This window comes from Candidatus Symbiopectobacterium endolongispinus (genome assembly GCF_018777385.1).
Taxonomy (GTDB): domain Bacteria; phylum Pseudomonadota; class Gammaproteobacteria; order Enterobacterales; family Enterobacteriaceae; genus Symbiopectobacterium; species Symbiopectobacterium endolongispinus.
Map to the genome: position 1 here is coordinate 39,974 of NZ_JAFJYB010000002.1, position 15,808 is coordinate 55,781.

General features: G+C 49.8%; 26 protein-coding genes and 1 pseudogene. 24 read left to right on the forward strand and 3 right to left on the reverse strand.

Annotated elements, in window-relative coordinates:
* The first annotated feature begins 66 nt into the window (after positions 1 to 66).
* The 11 genes and pseudogenes from JZM30_RS06710 to JZM30_RS06765 all read left to right on the forward strand — a co-directional run bounded on the left by JZM30_RS06710 (position 67) and on the right by JZM30_RS06765 (position 5,199).
* Entirely contained in the window at positions 67 to 951 is an 885-nt protein-coding gene (locus tag JZM30_RS06710) for a DUF2184 domain-containing protein (protein WP_252318087.1), read from the forward strand.
* A 5-nt stretch (positions 952 to 956) separates the two neighbouring features.
* A complete protein-coding gene (locus tag JZM30_RS06715) occupies positions 957 to 1,184 on the forward strand; it encodes a hypothetical protein (protein ID WP_252318089.1) in 228 nt (75 codons plus the stop codon).
* A gap of 38 nt (positions 1,185 to 1,222) precedes the next feature.
* Entirely contained in the window at positions 1,223 to 1,636 is a 414-nt protein-coding gene (locus JZM30_RS06720) for a DUF4054 domain-containing protein (protein WP_252318091.1), read from the forward strand.
* Positions 1,633 to 1,950, forward strand: coding sequence for a hypothetical protein (locus tag JZM30_RS06725; protein ID WP_252318093.1), 318 nt, complete (start codon positions 1,633 to 1,635; stop codon positions 1,948 to 1,950). Before JZM30_RS06720 ends, JZM30_RS06725 begins: the two co-directional genes overlap by 4 nt.
* Before the next feature lie 152 nt (positions 1,951 to 2,102).
* Positions 2,103 to 2,435 (forward strand): hypothetical protein, encoded by a 333-nt coding sequence (locus JZM30_RS06730; protein ID WP_252318095.1) that lies wholly within the window; start codon positions 2,103 to 2,105, stop codon positions 2,433 to 2,435.
* A gap of 92 nt (positions 2,436 to 2,527) precedes the next feature.
* Positions 2,528 to 3,052 (forward strand): annotated as a pseudogene (locus JZM30_RS24635) (phage neck terminator protein).
* An 8-nt stretch (positions 3,053 to 3,060) separates the two neighbouring features.
* A complete protein-coding gene (locus tag JZM30_RS06745) occupies positions 3,061 to 3,525 on the forward strand; it encodes a DUF3383 family protein (protein WP_252318099.1) in 465 nt (154 codons plus the stop codon).
* Between the two features lie 53 nt (positions 3,526 to 3,578).
* Positions 3,579 to 4,214 carry a hypothetical protein gene (locus JZM30_RS06750; protein ID WP_498037992.1) on the forward strand — a complete coding sequence of 212 codons (636 nt, stop codon included), beginning with the start codon at positions 3,579 to 3,581 and terminating at the stop codon, positions 4,212 to 4,214.
* Positions 4,215 to 4,219: 5 nt separating this feature from the next.
* Complete coding sequence (locus tag JZM30_RS06755; RefSeq protein WP_252318102.1) at positions 4,220 to 4,525, forward strand: hypothetical protein; 306 nt, start codon at positions 4,220 to 4,222, stop codon at positions 4,523 to 4,525.
* Positions 4,526 to 4,627: 102 nt separating this feature from the next.
* On the forward strand, positions 4,628 to 4,894 hold the full coding sequence (locus tag JZM30_RS06760) for a hypothetical protein (RefSeq protein ID WP_252318103.1): 267 nt from the start codon (positions 4,628 to 4,630) through the stop codon (positions 4,892 to 4,894).
* Between the two features lie 62 nt (positions 4,895 to 4,956).
* Positions 4,957 to 5,199 carry a hypothetical protein gene (locus JZM30_RS06765; protein WP_252318104.1) on the forward strand — a complete coding sequence of 81 codons (243 nt, stop codon included), beginning with the start codon at positions 4,957 to 4,959 and terminating at the stop codon, positions 5,197 to 5,199.
* Positions 5,200 to 5,219: 20 nt separating this feature from the next.
* On the opposite strand, the gene JZM30_RS06770 is transcribed toward JZM30_RS06765, so the two are convergent.
* The 3 genes from JZM30_RS06770 to JZM30_RS06780 all read right to left on the reverse strand — a co-directional run bounded on the left by JZM30_RS06770 (position 5,220) and on the right by JZM30_RS06780 (position 6,489).
* The gene (locus JZM30_RS06770) at positions 5,220 to 5,591 is read right to left on the reverse strand and encodes a helix-turn-helix domain-containing protein (protein ID WP_252318106.1); all 372 of its coding nucleotides are present in this window, start codon (positions 5,589 to 5,591) and stop codon (positions 5,220 to 5,222) included.
* Positions 5,592 to 5,665: 74 nt separating this feature from the next.
* A complete protein-coding gene (locus JZM30_RS06775) occupies positions 5,666 to 5,923 on the reverse strand; it encodes a type II toxin-antitoxin system RelE family toxin (protein ID WP_252318108.1) in 258 nt (85 codons plus the stop codon).
* Positions 5,924 to 6,102: 179 nt separating this feature from the next.
* Complete coding sequence (locus JZM30_RS06780) at positions 6,103 to 6,489, reverse strand: hypothetical protein (RefSeq protein WP_252318109.1); 387 nt, start codon at positions 6,487 to 6,489, stop codon at positions 6,103 to 6,105.
* Positions 6,490 to 6,529: 40 nt separating this feature from the next.
* Here JZM30_RS06780 and JZM30_RS06785 point away from each other — a divergent pair, with 40 nt between their 5' ends.
* From JZM30_RS06785 to JZM30_RS06840, 13 genes are all read left to right on the forward strand, one after another.
* A complete protein-coding gene (locus tag JZM30_RS06785; RefSeq protein ID WP_252318111.1) occupies positions 6,530 to 6,952 on the forward strand; it encodes a hypothetical protein in 423 nt (140 codons plus the stop codon).
* Positions 6,953 to 6,997: 45 nt separating this feature from the next.
* Positions 6,998 to 7,252 (forward strand): hypothetical protein, encoded by a 255-nt coding sequence (locus JZM30_RS06790; protein ID WP_252318113.1) that lies wholly within the window; start codon positions 6,998 to 7,000, stop codon positions 7,250 to 7,252.
* 54 nt (positions 7,253 to 7,306) lie between these two features.
* Positions 7,307 to 8,245 (forward strand): glycoside hydrolase family 24 protein, encoded by a 939-nt coding sequence (locus JZM30_RS06795; RefSeq protein ID WP_252318114.1) that lies wholly within the window; start codon positions 7,307 to 7,309, stop codon positions 8,243 to 8,245.
* 21 nt (positions 8,246 to 8,266) lie between these two features.
* Positions 8,267 to 8,893, forward strand: a complete 627-nt coding sequence (locus JZM30_RS06800; protein WP_368858836.1) for a phage baseplate protein — start codon at positions 8,267 to 8,269, stop codon at positions 8,891 to 8,893.
* Positions 8,890 to 9,180, forward strand: a complete 291-nt coding sequence (locus tag JZM30_RS24640; protein ID WP_438801475.1) for a phage baseplate plug family protein — start codon at positions 8,890 to 8,892, stop codon at positions 9,178 to 9,180. The genes JZM30_RS06800 and JZM30_RS24640 overlap by 4 nt, the downstream gene beginning before the upstream one ends.
* The gene (locus JZM30_RS06805; RefSeq protein ID WP_438801476.1) at positions 9,173 to 10,060 is read left to right on the forward strand and encodes a phage protein; all 888 of its coding nucleotides are present in this window, start codon (positions 9,173 to 9,175) and stop codon (positions 10,058 to 10,060) included. Before JZM30_RS24640 ends, JZM30_RS06805 begins: the two co-directional genes overlap by 8 nt.
* Positions 10,060 to 10,716 (forward strand): Gp138 family membrane-puncturing spike protein, encoded by a 657-nt coding sequence (locus JZM30_RS06810; protein WP_252318118.1) that lies wholly within the window; start codon positions 10,060 to 10,062, stop codon positions 10,714 to 10,716. Before JZM30_RS06805 ends, JZM30_RS06810 begins: the two co-directional genes overlap by 1 nt.
* Before the next feature lie 47 nt (positions 10,717 to 10,763).
* On the forward strand, positions 10,764 to 11,126 hold the full coding sequence (locus JZM30_RS06815) for a contractile injection system sheath initiator (protein WP_252318120.1): 363 nt from the start codon (positions 10,764 to 10,766) through the stop codon (positions 11,124 to 11,126).
* Positions 11,126 to 11,914 carry a baseplate J/gp47 family protein gene (locus JZM30_RS06820; RefSeq protein WP_252318122.1) on the forward strand — a complete coding sequence of 263 codons (789 nt, stop codon included), beginning with the start codon at positions 11,126 to 11,128 and terminating at the stop codon, positions 11,912 to 11,914. The genes JZM30_RS06815 and JZM30_RS06820 overlap by 1 nt, the downstream gene beginning before the upstream one ends.
* On the forward strand, positions 11,911 to 12,327 hold the full coding sequence (locus JZM30_RS06825; protein ID WP_252318123.1) for a hypothetical protein: 417 nt from the start codon (positions 11,911 to 11,913) through the stop codon (positions 12,325 to 12,327). Before JZM30_RS06820 ends, JZM30_RS06825 begins: the two co-directional genes overlap by 4 nt.
* A gap of 67 nt (positions 12,328 to 12,394) precedes the next feature.
* The gene (locus JZM30_RS06830) at positions 12,395 to 12,649 is read left to right on the forward strand and encodes a baseplate wedge 1 family protein (RefSeq protein ID WP_252318125.1); all 255 of its coding nucleotides are present in this window, start codon (positions 12,395 to 12,397) and stop codon (positions 12,647 to 12,649) included.
* Between the two features lie 154 nt (positions 12,650 to 12,803).
* The gene (locus JZM30_RS06835) at positions 12,804 to 13,139 is read left to right on the forward strand and encodes a hypothetical protein (RefSeq protein WP_252318127.1); all 336 of its coding nucleotides are present in this window, start codon (positions 12,804 to 12,806) and stop codon (positions 13,137 to 13,139) included.
* A gap of 92 nt (positions 13,140 to 13,231) precedes the next feature.
* Entirely contained in the window at positions 13,232 to 15,763 is a 2,532-nt protein-coding gene (locus JZM30_RS06840; protein WP_252318129.1) for a discoidin domain-containing protein, read from the forward strand.
* Positions 15,764 to 15,808 lie beyond the last annotated feature (45 nt).

Sequence of the window (15,808 nt, forward strand, 5' to 3'; positions counted from 1 at the left end):
TAAAGGAAAATTGACATTCCAGAGAGCGTATTTTACGTCAGCCCGGTTTCAGCACTGTCGTTCCTAGTGAACCAGGCTGCGCATATCGAATCGGAGATCTACCGCATCGAGTACCAGCAGTTCAAATACGGCACATTGTTGCCATTGGACAACAGCGCACCCGATTGGGCGCAGGCGGTGATGTTCCGCTCTATCGATTCTCGTGGGGAGTTGCAATTATTCGGTCCAAATTCTACTGATGTGCCAACCGTTGATATTGCAATGTCGCAAGGTTTCAAAGACATCAGCACGGCGGCGCTTGGCTACACGTATTCGATTGAAGAAATCGGCTTTGCAATGCTGAGCAACGTCAATCTGGACGCTGAGCGCGGGCAGGTGGTACGTGATGTCGTTGAGCAGGGACTGAATAAAATCTACCTGCTAGGCGATAAAGGTGTCGGCGAAGGGCTTTATACCAGCCCGAATGTCTCAGTCGAAACGGCAACATCAACCCTCGTTGCGCTGGTGACAGCGATCCCCACGAAAGGTACGCAACCGATCATCGACTTCTTCGGAAACGCGTACAACACCGTTTATCTGGATAATACGCTGACCGTTCATCGTCCGAATACGTTTGTGCTGCCGCCTGCACAATTCCAGTTGCTGGCGCGTACGCTGCTGTCTACTCAGAACGCGTCAAACGTAACACTGTTGCAGTTCTTGCGTACTAACTTCCCTGATGTCACGTTTGAAGATGACATTCTGCTGAAAGGCGCAGGTGTCGCTGGCGCGGATCGCATGGCGGTGTACAAGGAAGAGATCCGTATCGTTAAAGGTCACGACGTTATGCCGCTGCGTTTCCTGGCTCCGGCCACGGCAGATAATGTGAATTTTAAGGTTCCGGCAATTCTGCGCACCGGTGGTACTGAGTGGCGCATCCCGAAAGCTGGTCACTATGTTGATGGGGTATAAGTAAGATGGCTGAATTACACAATTTACACACTGCGCCGGTAACCGTCACTGATGCGGCCGCCGGGCAGCGCGTTACTATCCAGCGCTGGCACTCTGCGCTGGTATCTGGGGATTTTCGTGAGCATCTGTTTGTTAAGTCCGGCATGATCCGCGCCGAGCATGATGAAGCCGATATCAAGCCACTACTGGCAAACAAGCCGGACTCTGGCGGTGACGCCGTCGCAACAGAATAAACCCCGTCAATCTGGAGGGATTTTGCTTTATGGGGGTAATGATGGAAATCACTACGCAAATCGTTGTTGATTTTCGTGCCTATTACCCCGAATTCAGCGACGAAACAGCGTGGCCGGATCCGGGGATAATTACCGCACTTGCTGAGGGTGATGTGGAAACCGGCAAACGCTGTGGGCGATATCCAGATGGTCAGGTGGTCAGCATCAAAAAACGCGGCATGTTTGCGTTTGCCGCTCACCGTCTGGTTATGCGTCAGCGCTCTGCTGGTGGTGATGTCGGCGCGGCATATGCGATCTCCGGTAAGTCTGTTGGGGATGAATCCACATCGTTTGCTGTGCCATCCGTGACGATGGATGACCTGACGATTAACGGTAATTTGCCGCTGACGACCTACGGCGTGGAGTTCATGCGCCTGCGTCGCCGTGCGGGAACAGGCGGGGTAATGATATGAAACTCAATGCAGAGGTTCGCGGCGGAAACAACATCGCGCAGCGGCTCCAGCAGATTCAGGATCGCATCATGGCTAAACGCCGTGTGTTGGTTGGCCTACCCGCAGGATCTGGAAGTTATGAAGATGGTACACCAATAGCTGTCATCGGGGCCGTTCAGGAATTTGGTCCAGCTGACGGCCGCGTGCCAGAGCGTTCGTTCCTTCGTGTACCGATTCGTCAGAATCAGGACAACATCAAAAAGGCGTTTCTGGCGTTAACTGGTGCAGTTACGCGCGGAGAAATTACCGCGTTTCAGATGCTCGACCAGATCTGAGCCCGCGCCGCTGGGTTCTGTCAGGAGGCGATTGAAGCGGGGATCCAGCCAGCTAACGCTGATTCAACAATCAAGGCTAAAGGCAGCTCTACACCCCTTATCAATCACGGTTTCTTAAAGGGAAAAATCACCCACATTGTGGAGGATTGATTATGGCATTCGGTAACGGCCGGGATATGAAAGGCCATGTCGATTCGACGTTTAATTCTCCCATTGATGGTGGTGTGCGGATAATTCGCGCTGGTGCCGGTGACTATACCGGGCCCGGTGGACGCTATGAAGAGACTACGCCGAGCGAAACGATCCCGTTAACGCACGTTAACGTTCAGCCAGCGAAGTGGAAAGACATGCAGATGCTGATGGGAATGGGCGGCACGACTAACCCGCAGGACGCGCGGGTGGTGCATATCAACGACGGCGTGAATTACCTTTACCCGGACGACAACGGAAAATTCGCCGATTTATTGGCGTTCAGCGACGGGTAGACAGTGCGCCAGTGGCGTGTGATGTCGTGCGATAACCGGCCACGGCGCAATTTCTGCCGCGCTGTTGTTGAGCGCTATCGAGGTAAGGGGTAATGAAGAATATCGACGATCTGTACGGTGTATTTCAGCAGTTAGTATCGCTGACATCCGGTGTTGAGACGGTCATTCTCGCCGATCAGGGGCGAGACGCGCCAACCGGCCTGTATGCCACTTATAAACCCATCCACATCCGCGCATACGGCTGGTCGCAGCGACGGCGAGAATTAACCGCAGAGACAGCAGAAGCTGATCCATATCTTGAATAGTGGCAGGATTTGCGCGAAACCGTGGCTACGTCGATGGAGTTCATTTTATCCGTGAACATCCTCAATGAGGGGGCAGATACCGCAATTATGCGGTTGCATAATGCTAATTTCCGCCAGCCAGTCAGTGAATTCCTTTACCGCAATGAAATAGCCTGGCGCAACGTCAGCACATGCCGGAACCTCACCGGAATTTTGCAGGCAGGTATACAGCCGCGCTGGCAAGCTGACATTCATCTTTTCATTGAGCAAACCATTTCTTACGAACTACTGCGCGCCGCAGGGTTTGACGTTCAATTTACCAATGATGGGTAAACATCCCGATGGCCTATCCAGTTGATAACATTATCCCGATCAATCTACTGCTAAAACCAGCAGGGCTGGGATATGCTGATTTTTCCAGCGCGATAGTGTTTGCTGATGCGGCGGATCTGGTTGCGGGAGTGACATTCGCGGTTGATACGTTCCGCGATTACAGCTCCGTAACTGATGTTGCTGCTGATTTTAAAACGGACAGTGACATTTACCGTATTGCCACCCGCTATTTCGCCAACATCCAGAAACCGCCAACCATTACCGTGTGGATGAAGAACGCTACCGATACGCTGCTGGAAATCATCAACAGCGCGAATGATCGCATCTGGCGCTATCATTACTTCCTTAAGAACGTCGATGTGGCAGCGGCAATTCTGCCGGATTTATCGGACTGTCGGATGCCGCAAGCCATCCGCTATGGTTCACCTTTAGCGCATATAACATCATTGACCAGAACATTACCACTGATGTGATTTCCGCCCTGAAATCGAAGGGTAATCACCACGTATTCGCGGGATATAAATCAGTGGCGTCCGTTACTGCTGACGCATCACAGGCATACGCCATGGTGCAGTTGGCTGCGGCATTCCACAAATTCCGACCAACAGGCATTAATACCGCCATCACTGGTGAATATCAGGTGCTGCCCGGTGTTAGCGGTGATGATTTGACCACCAGCGCCTACAACGCGCTGAAGGCGAAAAACACGGTATTTTTCACTCAGATTGAGCTAGCTGGCTCAACGAACAATAGCCGGGTGATCAACAGTAAATCCATGTCCTCCTACGGTGAGTTTATCGATGATGTGGTCAATCTCGATGTGCTGAAAAATCATATTCAGGTAGACGGTTACAATTACATCGCGAATGCCGGTTCTAAGCGTGCGCTGACACCACGCGATTATGCTGGCCTGTTGTCGGCTGTCTCGGGCACCTGTAAACGCTTTTTCGATAACGGCGTGCTGGGTACCGGCTCGTATGTCGATCCCGATGATGGGCAAACGAAAGTGGCGCAGTTTGGTTTTGTACTGCGCAGCTCACCAGAGGATGTGCTCGACTTGACATCAGAACAGCGCACCCGCCGCGTTTATCCTCCAACATCAATTCTGGTCATTCTGGCGCGTGCTGGCCACGTTGCTGAAATCAACATCAACGTGGAGTAACCACAATGACAATGAAACGGTATGGTGCCGACGGCGCCAACCTGACGGTATTCGGCATCCCTATTGATGACTTCGGTGATACCGATCCGCCGATCACAATCGAGGATTTGGAGCCGCGCACCACGTTAAAACGCGGCATTGGGAAAACGTCTGTACGACTGGACAGCCAGACACGACCGAAGCGCCTGACCATCAATCTGATCCCCAGTTCTGACCAGGTGCGCCATATTCTCGCGGTAGAAAAAACGGGTGTGGATGCCACATTCAGTTTTTTTTCAAACCGGTACCGCCGAAACTGTGCTGGGTTTTGACGGCATCCTGGTAAATCGTGGCTCTATGACACGCGGTGGTAAAACTAGCGTATCGGACGAATCGTTTATTTTCGAATTTGCAGACAGTGAGGAAACCTAATAATGGGGCGTCGTATTGAAATTGAAGTTGATGGTGTGATGTACACAGGCGCTACGCCGTCAGCAAAAGACCAACTCGAAATGCTACAAATCGCCACCAAAAACGGTGTGCTCCCTGCGCTGGGTGAGACTGCATCAGATATGGGGCTGGCGGTAGCGCTGGCCAGCATGGATGTATTGTCGCTGAATCGCCTAAAGGAACTGTGCATCAAAAACAGCAATATTTTGCGCGGTGCTGACAATATTCCGGTCGCTGAAAACCTGTTTTAAGATCAGGTGCAAAACTACCTGTTATTGTTGGGCTGCGTGCTCAAGGAGAATATCGGCCCTTTTTGGCAGCTCAGCGCAGGGAGCGAAAACGGCGTAAGCGCGACAGCGACGAACGAGACGACAGCGGTATAGACTGGTTCCTCTGGCGCCCATGCTTGGGGGCTGGCTATGCCTGTCCGCCGCTGGCAGCGTGGTCAGATATGATTGATGGTACGTACACGATTGATGATGTGCAAACTATGCATGCTGTAATTGAGTCGGCTATCGATAGTGTGGAGCGTGCCAGAGAAAAAGCCAAAGGGTAGGCCCGGCGAACCGGGCTAATTCACAATACTAGCTGTTCTGGGGTGCATTTATACAGTTCAGCCAATTTGATTCTGGTGCGTTTTTGTGGCCTTGAATCTGGTGACTCAAGCTGAGAAACGGCAGCTTGAGTCATGTCAAGCGCGCTTGCAACATCCTGCTGTGATAGTCCTCTGTGTATTCTCCACGCCGCCTGTATGCTCACATCCTGATCGATATGAATGCTGACCACTTCGTGAGGAATGGTAACGTCATCATCGTTATTGGATGTGTAAGGCAAGCTCTCGTAAAGCGCGTCATCGTCTGAATTGGCAATCAGGCGTTTATACAGTTCGTATGGAACCACGGCATATTCAGGCACGCCGTTTTTGTCGTGTATAACCTGCACGCTCATAGTCTCTCCAGTAAATAATTTTGTTTGTCTAAAGTCTCTTTAATCTGAGGATAGTGGCGGGTTTCCCCACCTTATTATGTTGTTGATGTTCTACGCTTGACCTCGAGTATCTCGCAAACTTGCGGTGTGCCGTCGATTAACTCAAAGATGATGCGATAATCGCCGACCCTTAACCTGTATTGCTTGCCAGATGATTCGAGTTTTTTCAGATCCATTGTTACATTGGGAAAGTCGGCTAACTCACCCACTTTATCCTTGATGCGCTTCCGGTATCTGGTGTCAATCGTTCCGAGTTGTTTTAACGCTCGTTTTGACCAACTAACCTGAACCATAATCCCTCAGTTTTTAAAGAGCCATACTGTTTTGGTATAAGTTAATTATAATAAAATAAGATTACGTGTCAACTATTTTCTTATTTTTTTGTTTTTTTCTTATGTGGGGATATGGCTGACCATTACGCAGACTTCGCCATTAGGTGGTTTTTTATTGGCAATTCCTTATTAAAAACCTATCAGTTGTATTTGTTTTTTCTTTGTTTTTTTAAGTTTTCCCCAAATTCAACATATAACCAATTTGATGTGTAGTGATATATGAATTGTTTTCTATCGCTGAGGTAGCTCCATTCTCTAAATCCATTATTATGAAAAAATTCGGAAAGAGGTGGTGATTCAAGGGTTGTAGGGACTCCCTTTATCACTAAACCCCTAACTTCAACATGTTTAATATCCTCATCTTTGTACACAACGAGCTTAGCTGTGCTTTTCTCTACTTCTGGATAGGATATTCCATTGTGAGTTTTAAAAATTATGTGTTCAACACTGCATGTTGTGGCGTATGGGTAGGCTAACGCTGATCCCTGAAATCCTAAAGCAACCATCGAGATGACTATCTTCTTCATAATCATTCCTTTGTAAAAAAACAAATGAGGTTGAAATATTATGGCTGAAAATGCAGGAACAATCGATTCCCTGCTGGTTTCGCTTGGGTTGGAAACTGATGCTAAATCATTTCAGAAAGGTGCTGACGCTATAAAGGGTGTTACTGATGGAATGCTGCAACTCGCTGCCGCTGCCGCTGCTGGTGTTGGATTGGGTTTCAAGGCGCTGACACAAGGTGTGGCGTCCTCATACAATGAGCTAAAGAGACTTTCTGATATTACGGGCTTTACCGTTCAACAAATTCGTGGGCTTGAGTTTGCTATGCGACGCATTGGATCTACTAATCCCGTAGCGTCAGGACAGCGATTGGCACAACTGATCCCTGATATTGTTCGTCGCCATTATTTAAGGCAGTTATCCGGCGATGCATACATCAGTCCAAAATTTAAGCCATCCGAAATGTCTAGGATTTTGAAAACTTAGGGTAATGATGCTGCTACTGAATATTTTTTAAACGCCTATGGTTCAGTGAATCAGTATGAGCGCCCTTATTTGCGGTCAGGTGTTGGAATTTCAGCAAACGACGATATAGCTCGCCTCGGGGAATATGGCGGTAAGTTCTTTCGTGAAAGCATGAACATGTCAAATGCCATGACGCCGGAAATAGATCCAAAATTAGCGAAGGTCGCGCAGGATTTTAACGATGAAATGGCGAAGTTGTCGCGTAATTTTGAGAATCTTGCCATCTCAATGGGTGGGAAATTATTGCCGATAGTTAATTAATTTCTCGAATCTATCAATAAATTTATTCATGAAAACCCTGAAATTGCCAGCACAATGATTGGTGCCGCCGGTGTTGCTGCTGGGGGCGGTGTATTGAGTCGTTTCTTACGACCAAACTCTCCCGGCCCGAAGGGGGGGGGGATTGCGTCTAAGCTGGTTTCTGCTGGCGGGCTCTATGTAACTGGTGCTGCGGGGTATGGGGTGTATAACCGCGCGAAAGCGGCATGGAACGGCGAACAGTACGGCGGCATTCAGAGCCACGGCGCTGAAATGTCGGAATTGAAACGCCTGAAAGCAAGGAATTTAGCGATTAACAGTGCATCTCAGGCTAATGCATTACACCAGGCGCTTGATAACCCCAACGCACGATCCTACCTCGATGCGATATCCCGCGCCGAGGGTACCAGCGGTTATATGAACTCCGGTTATCACACGATGTTTGGTGGTGGGCAAGTTGCCAGCCTATCCGACCATCCTCGGCAGTTAAAAGGGTTTCAGCAAAGTGATGGAACGTGGAATAAGACATCTGCTGCAGGTCGTTATCAGTTCACACAGACATCATGGGATGAGGCTGCGGCTGCGCTGGGGCTAAATGATTTTTCTCCGCGTAACCAAGATTTAGCAGCATTGTGGCTGATTCAGTGTGCAGGGCAGTTGGATAGTGTATTGGGCGGCGATTTCATGACCGCAACGAACAATCTTGGCGGTGTATGGGCATCATTGCCATCATCACCGTATGCGCAACCTAAACGCAGCCAGGCTGAAATGGAATCGTATTACCTGTCGGATTACAGCCATCAGCGCAGCGCTGCGCCATACAACCATACATATAGTCGTTCGGAATCATCAAGACCAACACAGGTCACGCAGAACAACAACTTTAATATGCCTGGATTAGGGCTAGATGCGCAACAGGTGCGCGGCGTGGCTGAGGATGTAGTAGCTGACGCTGCTGCATCTTTGGAAAAGTCATTCAATCAAAACGGGCGGTAATTATGTCAATCGTCGGAGTGTTTGATAAGTCCCGCCCAGAAATCGGCGGGATTTTTTTTTGATGCAATACTGGAGGAGTCTAGCGAACTGCGTACGGATGTTAGCGAGTATCCGCTGGAAACAGGGCAAACAGCGAACGATAACGCTGTAACTCGCCCCATGACAGTAACGATGACTGTGGCTATTTCAGATAACCCAGTAAAGGCGCTGATGGCAGAAACGGGAGAACTTTCAGGAATTGCGGGGATTGGTACGGGTGTCGCTGTTGGTGCTGTCGGCTCCATGCTTGGTGGTGGCGCTGCTGCGTTGGCTGGGCTGGCTGCATCTGCGGGGCTATCTTTTGCCTCATCAGGACGAAAACGATCGGAAACCGCATTGGTACAAATCAGAACACTACAGCGCTATAACAAGACCCTGACTGTTATCAGTACCAGCACAGCTTATGACGATATGATCACCACCACCACGCGAGTTCAGAAAAACAAACAGAATGAGGGCGGGCAGGAGATCGTTGTCGAAATGCGAAAGTTACTGATAAAAAATCGCGATGATACTGCGTCCACCATAAATCGCAACCTGCCAAAAAATGATACTGCCGCCACTCAGGGGCAGGCGAACATCCATTTAGGAGAGGTAACGCCGCAATGAAAGTTATCCCACTTACGCGCGGCCTGGCTGATTTCTCGTTCAATTCAACCCTCAATGATGCAAAGTTACGATTCAATGTGCGATGGCTCACGCGGTACAGTTATTTTGTCGTAGATATTCGTGATGCAACGGGTAATCCGATCACGTTGGGACGAGGCCTACACGTTGGCGTCAATTTATTAGCGGGGCTGAATACCGACATCGGTAGATTGGTGCTGTATGGCGAAACACCGACAATGGAAAACCTCGGAGTCACAAACAACCTGCGGTGGTACCCAAATGACTAGATTATTCGGGAGAACGTATAACCTGGAGGTGACCTCAGCGGAGGGGAATAAATTAAGGGGTGAGTCACCAACGCAGGTCAAATTCCTGATCACCAACATGCCTGAGAACCAAGTGGCCACAGGCATGATAATGATCTACGGCGTGTCGGATCAGTACAGACAACTAATACAGAAGTTTGATAAAGCACGCCAGCGTTTCGGCACTGTTCGCCTGACTGCCGAATATGAGGAATCATATGGGGAAATATTTACCGGGCAGATAAATAGCGTTGAGGTCGGGCGCGATGGTGTGAGTGTTTATCTTCGCCTCAACTGCTGGACTGAGGTTTGGTCTGACGCCACTATCGGTAAGACGTGGGGCGAGAAAACGCAGGCAATAGAAATACTGCAAGATGTGGTGCGATCGTTCGGTCCACCGATCGAAACCGTTGGTGACTTCTCCGACCTGCCAATGTTTAACCATGGCTATACGCTGCCCCACACATCGAGCAGGAATTTTCTAAATGCGATGAAAGCGGCGTGGCGCTGTGACTGGCTATTGTCGGAAACTAAAACGACGCTTATTCGTGATGGCGCTACCCGTCCCACAACCTATGAACTTAACTCCGATAATGGCATGGAAAGTTACCCGCGTTGGTACCAGAAGGATCTGGAAGTCGATGTCCGCCTTAACCACATAATCCAGCCTGGCGATTTGATAAAAATCCGTTCTGATTTTTGGACAATTAACTATAGCGGCATGTACAACACCGGACTAAATGACACATCGAATATTCAACGCCGCACCGGGTCTTTTCGGGTGCTGTCGACAACGCATCAGGGTGATTTCTGGAATGATGACTGGCGCACCACATTCCGGTGCCAGTGGAGTGCAGCATAATGAAAAGCACAAACCAGCTATTTTCTGCCATCCAATCTGCCAGTATGAACATGATCGGGGATTTGATGGTTGGAATGCCCGGCCATGTTGTGGCATACGACCCAAGGAAACAACGTGCTCAGATTGAATGCGGCATTCAACGAAGAATGCCTGATGGTACGATTGAGACCTTATCTGTGTTGATTAACGTCCCTGTGCGATTCTCCGGCTCTGCTGATTGGGTGCTGTTCCATGAGTTACCAGTGGGTACTGAGGGATATATTCACTTCAGCCAGCGATCTGTTGATGCGTGGCTCGATATGGTGGGACCTGTACCGCCAACAGGCCCCGGAATGTTCAGTGCCAGTGATGCGTTTTTCTCACCGGGTTATCGATCACTGAAAACCGCCATACCTGATCTTCCCACCTCAGGTATGGGCATGAGCAATCGTGACGGCTCTGTGCGGATTCACCTGACCGATGACGGCATAACCCTGACATGTGGCGGCGTATCACTGACGGTGACGCAGGATGGCGTGAAGCATAGCGGTAACACGACGCTGAACGAGCGCACGCAGGTAACGCAGGGCTCGCTGTCCGTTGGCAATGTGGAATTTGAGACGCATACCCACAGCGGCGTGGCGCGCGGCGACGGCAACACCGACGGCCCGCTGTAATCTGTAAGTTCTGAGCTATACCCGGCCAAGGTGCCGGGTTTTTTTATTTGACGCTAATCATGATCCGTAACTTTGCAGGCGGCGATATTGTCACGCACGGCGATCACTTTGTGGCCGGAAAGGAAGCGACACGGCAGGGGGTAATCCGAAGATTCCGGCTATTTTTCGGTGAATATTTTCTCAATGCTGCTGACGGCACGCCGTGGTTTCAGAGCATCCTCGGAAAAACGCAGGTGGATATTGCCGCCGCCAATATCAAGCAACGTATCCTGACCTCTCCGGGAGTAATTGGCCTTACTCGGTTTGAGTTCAATATCGACCAAGTCACGCGAAAAATCACGATTTACGCCGCGCTGGTGGACATCAATAATGAACAGTTTGAACTGCTATTTGATGAGGAAATTATCTGATGGCTGACATTACCAAAGATGGCGCAGCGGGGCAGACACTGAACAGCTATCTCACAGTGATGCGCCAGCGCTATCTGGATATTGACGATGGCTGGAACATTAACCCCGAATCGCCGGATGGGCTCGTTATTGCCGCGTGGTGCGAAACACTGGCGAATCTGGATGAGGCGATCATAAGTGCCTACCATTCAGCCGATCCGAACGCAGCAATTGGGCAGCAGCTCGATCACATAGCGGCGTTCGCAGGTATAACCCGTCTTGATGCCACTTTTTCTACTGCAACTGTGACATTCACCGGCACGCCGCTGGTTGAAATTCCGGCCGGCACACTGGTGCGAAACCGGATTACTAATACGTTGTGGGCAACCGACACCACTGTAGCGACAAATAATAGCGGAATTGCAATCGTCAATGTTACCTGTACAGCAGTTGGCAGTCAGGCGGGGAACAGCAATAACATGTCAATTATTGCTACACCGATCGGTGGTATCACCGCTGTTACCAACGTGAATCCGGCTTCACTGGGCAGGGATGAAGAGTCAAACAACGCTTTCCGTGTTCGGCGTTACGAGTCGGTCGCATTCCCTGGCAATAACCAGATCGACAATCTTTATGCAGCCTTGGTCAATTTAGACGGAGTGAAACAGGTCCGCATTTATGAGAATCCCGAGTCCGGACCGGATGAAAATGGTGTTGATGGGCACTCTATGGCTATTTTCATCGATGGCGGCGCGACTGCAGATATTGTGGCTACCATGGCGAAATGGAAAACCCTGGCTGTGGATTGAATAGCTATAACACCAGTATTCCCAATAAAGTCAGTATCGATACGCTGACGCCTGGCGGCAATCCATTTAATGCTACGTTCTTCCGGCCTGAGTTTATTCCCGTTTTTGTTCGCGTCAGTATTTCCAGCGATCTGCGGTTTGATGGTGACGAAATAAAACGCTCTATCGTTGAGTATTCGAGTATCGGGTTTGAGCAAACAACCTGGTTTGCAAAAACGGGATTTCGCATCGGCGAGGACGCGGGGGCGGGGCGGCTATTTACACCTGTTAACTACACAGTGGCCGGAAACGGTTTTGTTTATTCAATTGGTGTCGGAACGTCAGCGGCGTCAGTGGGTAATTCGCAGGTCGATATCTGGTTTAACCAGCCCAGCGTGTTCAGCGTAGACAATATCGAGGTGGCCTATGTATGACCACCAGAAAAAAGTGTTAAGCCGCGCTTATTGACAATACAAAAACGCCCCGAAATTAATTGAGTGGTTGAAAATACTGCCGAATATCGCTCAATCAAGCATTGAGGCGCAGGCAGACAAAATTCAACGCATGCTGGACATCAACACCGCTGAAGGGGAACAGCTTGATATCTGCGGGCGCATCGTTGGATACCAAACGCGACCGATAGGGACGTTCTATCCTGCATGTCAACCTGCACCCGTTAACGACGTCCTGTTTCGCCGAATGATTAAAGCGAAAATCTTTAAAAATAATGGAACCGCCACTATCGATGAGATCTAAGGAAGTGGCCGATTACATTCTTGAAGAGAATACACGACTGCTGGACGGGCAGGACATGACAATGCGCCTGATCTGGTTCGCGCACAATGTTGATATTGGTACTCAAAAATTAGTTTAGGAATATGACCTATTGCCTCGCCCTCAAGGTGTGGGCATGAGAGATGTTCGCGTCCTCACATACAAGCCTTTTGGCTTCGGCCAGCACTATGCAAATTTCCGCGCCCCTTTCTGGCACGGCGACGGTATCAAAATTTACACGAATCTGAAATTAACCCTCACGCTTGCCGATGGTGTGTTATCTGGTGCGCTGACGGCGAACGCCGGGATCATTGTTTCAGATACTGATATCACACTGATTTACACGCTACCCGACAAATCGACAGTTACAGAGTACCTGGTGACTGACGATGACGGCCAATTTAGCACAAGACCGAGTGTTGGCGATCAGTTCAGCGTCATGGCGCGCGCAAGTATTAACGCCGTTATGTGAATGGGAAAACGTTCAGAGCAATCGAGTTGCCACAAACATTTTTTTAATGGCGTCGTCAAATTTGACGGGCGAGTGACTTATAGAGGTTGAGAATGTCAGAACAGGTTGAAATACCCAATATCAACGATCTGCCGGACATAACTGAAAATTCGGAATTCTCCCCAGCGGTTAAATTACTGACAACAGAAACACCTGTACTGGGATATGACGGAGCAGACATCAATCCGGCAAACTGGCAAGCTCAGGCGCTTGCCAATCGTACGCAATGGTTACGTGACAAACTATTGAGTCTGTCAACACGCCTGGTGCTGTCGGTGAACGGCAAAACGGGCAACGTTGTTGTTACATACACTGACATTGGAGCTGACGCAGCAGGAACGGCTGACGCACTGATGACGGCGCATTTAACCGCGCTCGATCCGCATTCTCAGTATCTTGACGAAACGCGCGGTGATGCGCGCTACGTTCAGCGCACACTAGCGAACCAGTCTAACGGATGGCTGCAACTCGACGCCGCAGGCAAAATCCCGGCAGCTATGCTGCAAACGCTGGCATCACGTTATGTCGTCGTTGCAAATCAGGCCGCGCGACTGGCGCTATCATCGTCGGCAAACCTCACGATCTGTGCTCAGGTGGACATTGACACGCTGTTTTATCTCAATGGTGGTGATAATCCGGCGGTGGCCGCAAACTGGGTGCAGGGGCAGTCAGCTACAGTCTCCTGGGTTTCTTCCGTATATGGCCGCACTGGCGCAGTGGTGGCGCAAAACGGCGATTATGATGCAGACAAAATCACGGAGACGGCAACGCGTAAGTTTGCCACGCCAGCGGAAAAAACGGCGTGGAATGCGAAACAGACTGCGTTAGAGTCAGGTAGCAACATCCGATCGCTGTTCGGTAACTCGTTGCTCGGCTCTGGAAATCTTGCACCGACACCCGCGCAAATGGGGGCGGCGGCGGTTCATACGCACACAACGGCTGATATTTCAGATTTCACACAGCAGGCGCAACTGCTGATCATCGGTTCGTTAGTGGCTGGTTCCGGTATTACGCTGGGACAGAACCCAATCACCGGCAAGATGATCATAAGTTCAGGGGGCGGGAGTGGTAGTGGCACGGGTTATATTGTCGTTGATCGACCGGGTGCGACGGTGGGGCAGGATCACGTATTCAGCTTCAGCCCTCAGAGTGCTTTTAATCTCACCGCCTATGCGCTGAAAGAAGACGCTGGCGCAACAAATCAGACTTATGTTGTTGATGACTTCGCTACATCAAGTGAACAGGGCTATAACGTAACAAATGCCGTTATTTTCGATGGGGTATTGAGAACATTTAACGGCGGAATATATGAACTGTCGAGCAATGGTGATTTTTATTCATCAGAAATAAAAGCAGATGGCTCGAAGATAAACATTTCAGTGATCACTGAGTCTATTGTACCCGCGATGACATCAAACTCTACTCCCCTTGGCTATGTTGCCAGCGCGTCAAATTATGCTGTTTCCGATAATTCATATGCGCCCTGGGTTGCGTTTGATGGGAAAAATAACGCAGGAACTTCACGCCCGGATTGCTGGAGTACGGATGGAGCGTGGTTACCGAGCGTGGGCAACCCGTACTGGCTAAGAATAGATCTCCCTTCGGCAGTGGCGATAGATCACTATCAGATTGTCAATCGAGGACAACATGAGTTGGGTAACCCGCGCTCATGGACGTTTCAGGGGAGCGATGATGGCGGCACCACATGGATTAATCTGCACTCGGTTTCTAATGACACAAATAACACAGCCAGCGCGGTGCGTCATTTTGAGATAGGGCAAGTCGTGGCATACAGGTCATACAGACTTTTGATAACGGCGAAAAACGGTAGTCAACCCTGGCTGACCGTGGGAGAACTCAACCTATTTTCTCCTATCGGAAAGTTTGTCATTAATCATGGCGGGAAGAACTACAGTATTTTGAATGGGGCGCTCACTGAAATTACGGGTGCTTTAACTGCGGAGAAAATTGAATCAAGTGGTGTTTCTGCAACGGGCAATGTTGGTACCATAGCCCCTGCCTGGACCCCGCCTGTTACTCTGATATCAAATAAACGACTCAGGTGTAATACCAGATACACGCCATCACACCAAATAGCGATACAACAGCATTTAACGTCGGCAGTGTCGTGGGCAAAAATCAATTCAGCGACATTAACCACCACTCAAACTAACAATGGCGCATTACGTGTTGCCGTTACCCGCGATTTAGTTAACTGGTTAGTATGGCGTAGTGGCCAATGGGTTGATCTTGGTGCGCTGACAGCAGATACGGCAGGGGCAACGAAACTTATCTCTGATGGTATGACGCCGGCAGAGCTCGGAGGCATCACTGCTGCACAATGGACGCTGCTTTTCGCATCTAACAATAGCGTGCCGGATTATCTGGCATTTTCATTTGCACTGGAAATAACAGACCCTGCTACGGATGTAGCGACAATCGATCGCCTGGCCTTGAATGTTAATGAGGTGTCGAGTTGGAAGCTTCAGACGCCCGCTGAAGTAGAAATTCTCTGGCGTACCAACAGCGTGACATTCCGCACGGTAGCGGCGGGTAACTACAAACTCGCCTATCAAATCCCCTGATCTATTGAGCTATCGTTGATCGGACGCTTAAATGCGGTTTTTTTA

Bases quoted from the DNA above. Each gene is read 5' to 3' on its own strand.
- JZM30_RS06715 (WP_252318089.1), top strand. From the start codon at position 957: ATGGCTGAATTACACAATTTACACACTGCGCCGGTAACCGTCACTGAT.
- JZM30_RS06720 (WP_252318091.1), top strand. From the start codon at position 1,223: ATGATGGAAATCACTACGCAAATCGTTGTTGATTTTCGTGCCTATTAC.
- JZM30_RS06725 (WP_252318093.1), top strand. From the start codon at position 1,633: ATGAAACTCAATGCAGAGGTTCGCGGCGGAAACAACATCGCGCAGCGG.
- JZM30_RS06730 (WP_252318095.1), top strand. From the start codon at position 2,103: ATGGCATTCGGTAACGGCCGGGATATGAAAGGCCATGTCGATTCGACG.
- JZM30_RS06745 (WP_252318099.1), top strand. From the start codon at position 3,061: ATGGCCTATCCAGTTGATAACATTATCCCGATCAATCTACTGCTAAAA.
- JZM30_RS06755 (WP_252318102.1), top strand. From the start codon at position 4,220: ATGACAATGAAACGGTATGGTGCCGACGGCGCCAACCTGACGGTATTC.
- JZM30_RS06760 (WP_252318103.1), top strand. From the start codon at position 4,628: ATGGGGCGTCGTATTGAAATTGAAGTTGATGGTGTGATGTACACAGGC.
- JZM30_RS06770 (WP_252318106.1), bottom strand. From the start codon at position 5,591: ATGAGCGTGCAGGTTATACACGACAAAAACGGCGTGCCTGAATATGCC.
- JZM30_RS06775 (WP_252318108.1), bottom strand. From the start codon at position 5,923: ATGGTTCAGGTTAGTTGGTCAAAACGAGCGTTAAAACAACTCGGAACG.
- JZM30_RS06780 (WP_252318109.1), bottom strand. From the start codon at position 6,489: ATGAAGAAGATAGTCATCTCGATGGTTGCTTTAGGATTTCAGGGATCA.
- JZM30_RS06785 (WP_252318111.1), top strand. From the start codon at position 6,530: ATGGCTGAAAATGCAGGAACAATCGATTCCCTGCTGGTTTCGCTTGGG.
- JZM30_RS06795 (WP_252318114.1), top strand. From the start codon at position 7,307: ATGATTGGTGCCGCCGGTGTTGCTGCTGGGGGCGGTGTATTGAGTCGT.
- JZM30_RS24640 (WP_438801475.1), top strand. From the start codon at position 8,890: ATGAAAGTTATCCCACTTACGCGCGGCCTGGCTGATTTCTCGTTCAAT.
- JZM30_RS06805 (WP_438801476.1), top strand. From the start codon at position 9,173: ATGACTAGATTATTCGGGAGAACGTATAACCTGGAGGTGACCTCAGCG.
- JZM30_RS06810 (WP_252318118.1), top strand. From the start codon at position 10,060: ATGAAAAGCACAAACCAGCTATTTTCTGCCATCCAATCTGCCAGTATG.
- JZM30_RS06820 (WP_252318122.1), top strand. From the start codon at position 11,126: ATGGCTGACATTACCAAAGATGGCGCAGCGGGGCAGACACTGAACAGC.
- JZM30_RS06835 (WP_252318127.1), top strand. From the start codon at position 12,804: ATGAGAGATGTTCGCGTCCTCACATACAAGCCTTTTGGCTTCGGCCAG.
- JZM30_RS06840 (WP_252318129.1), top strand. From the start codon at position 13,232: ATGTCAGAACAGGTTGAAATACCCAATATCAACGATCTGCCGGACATA.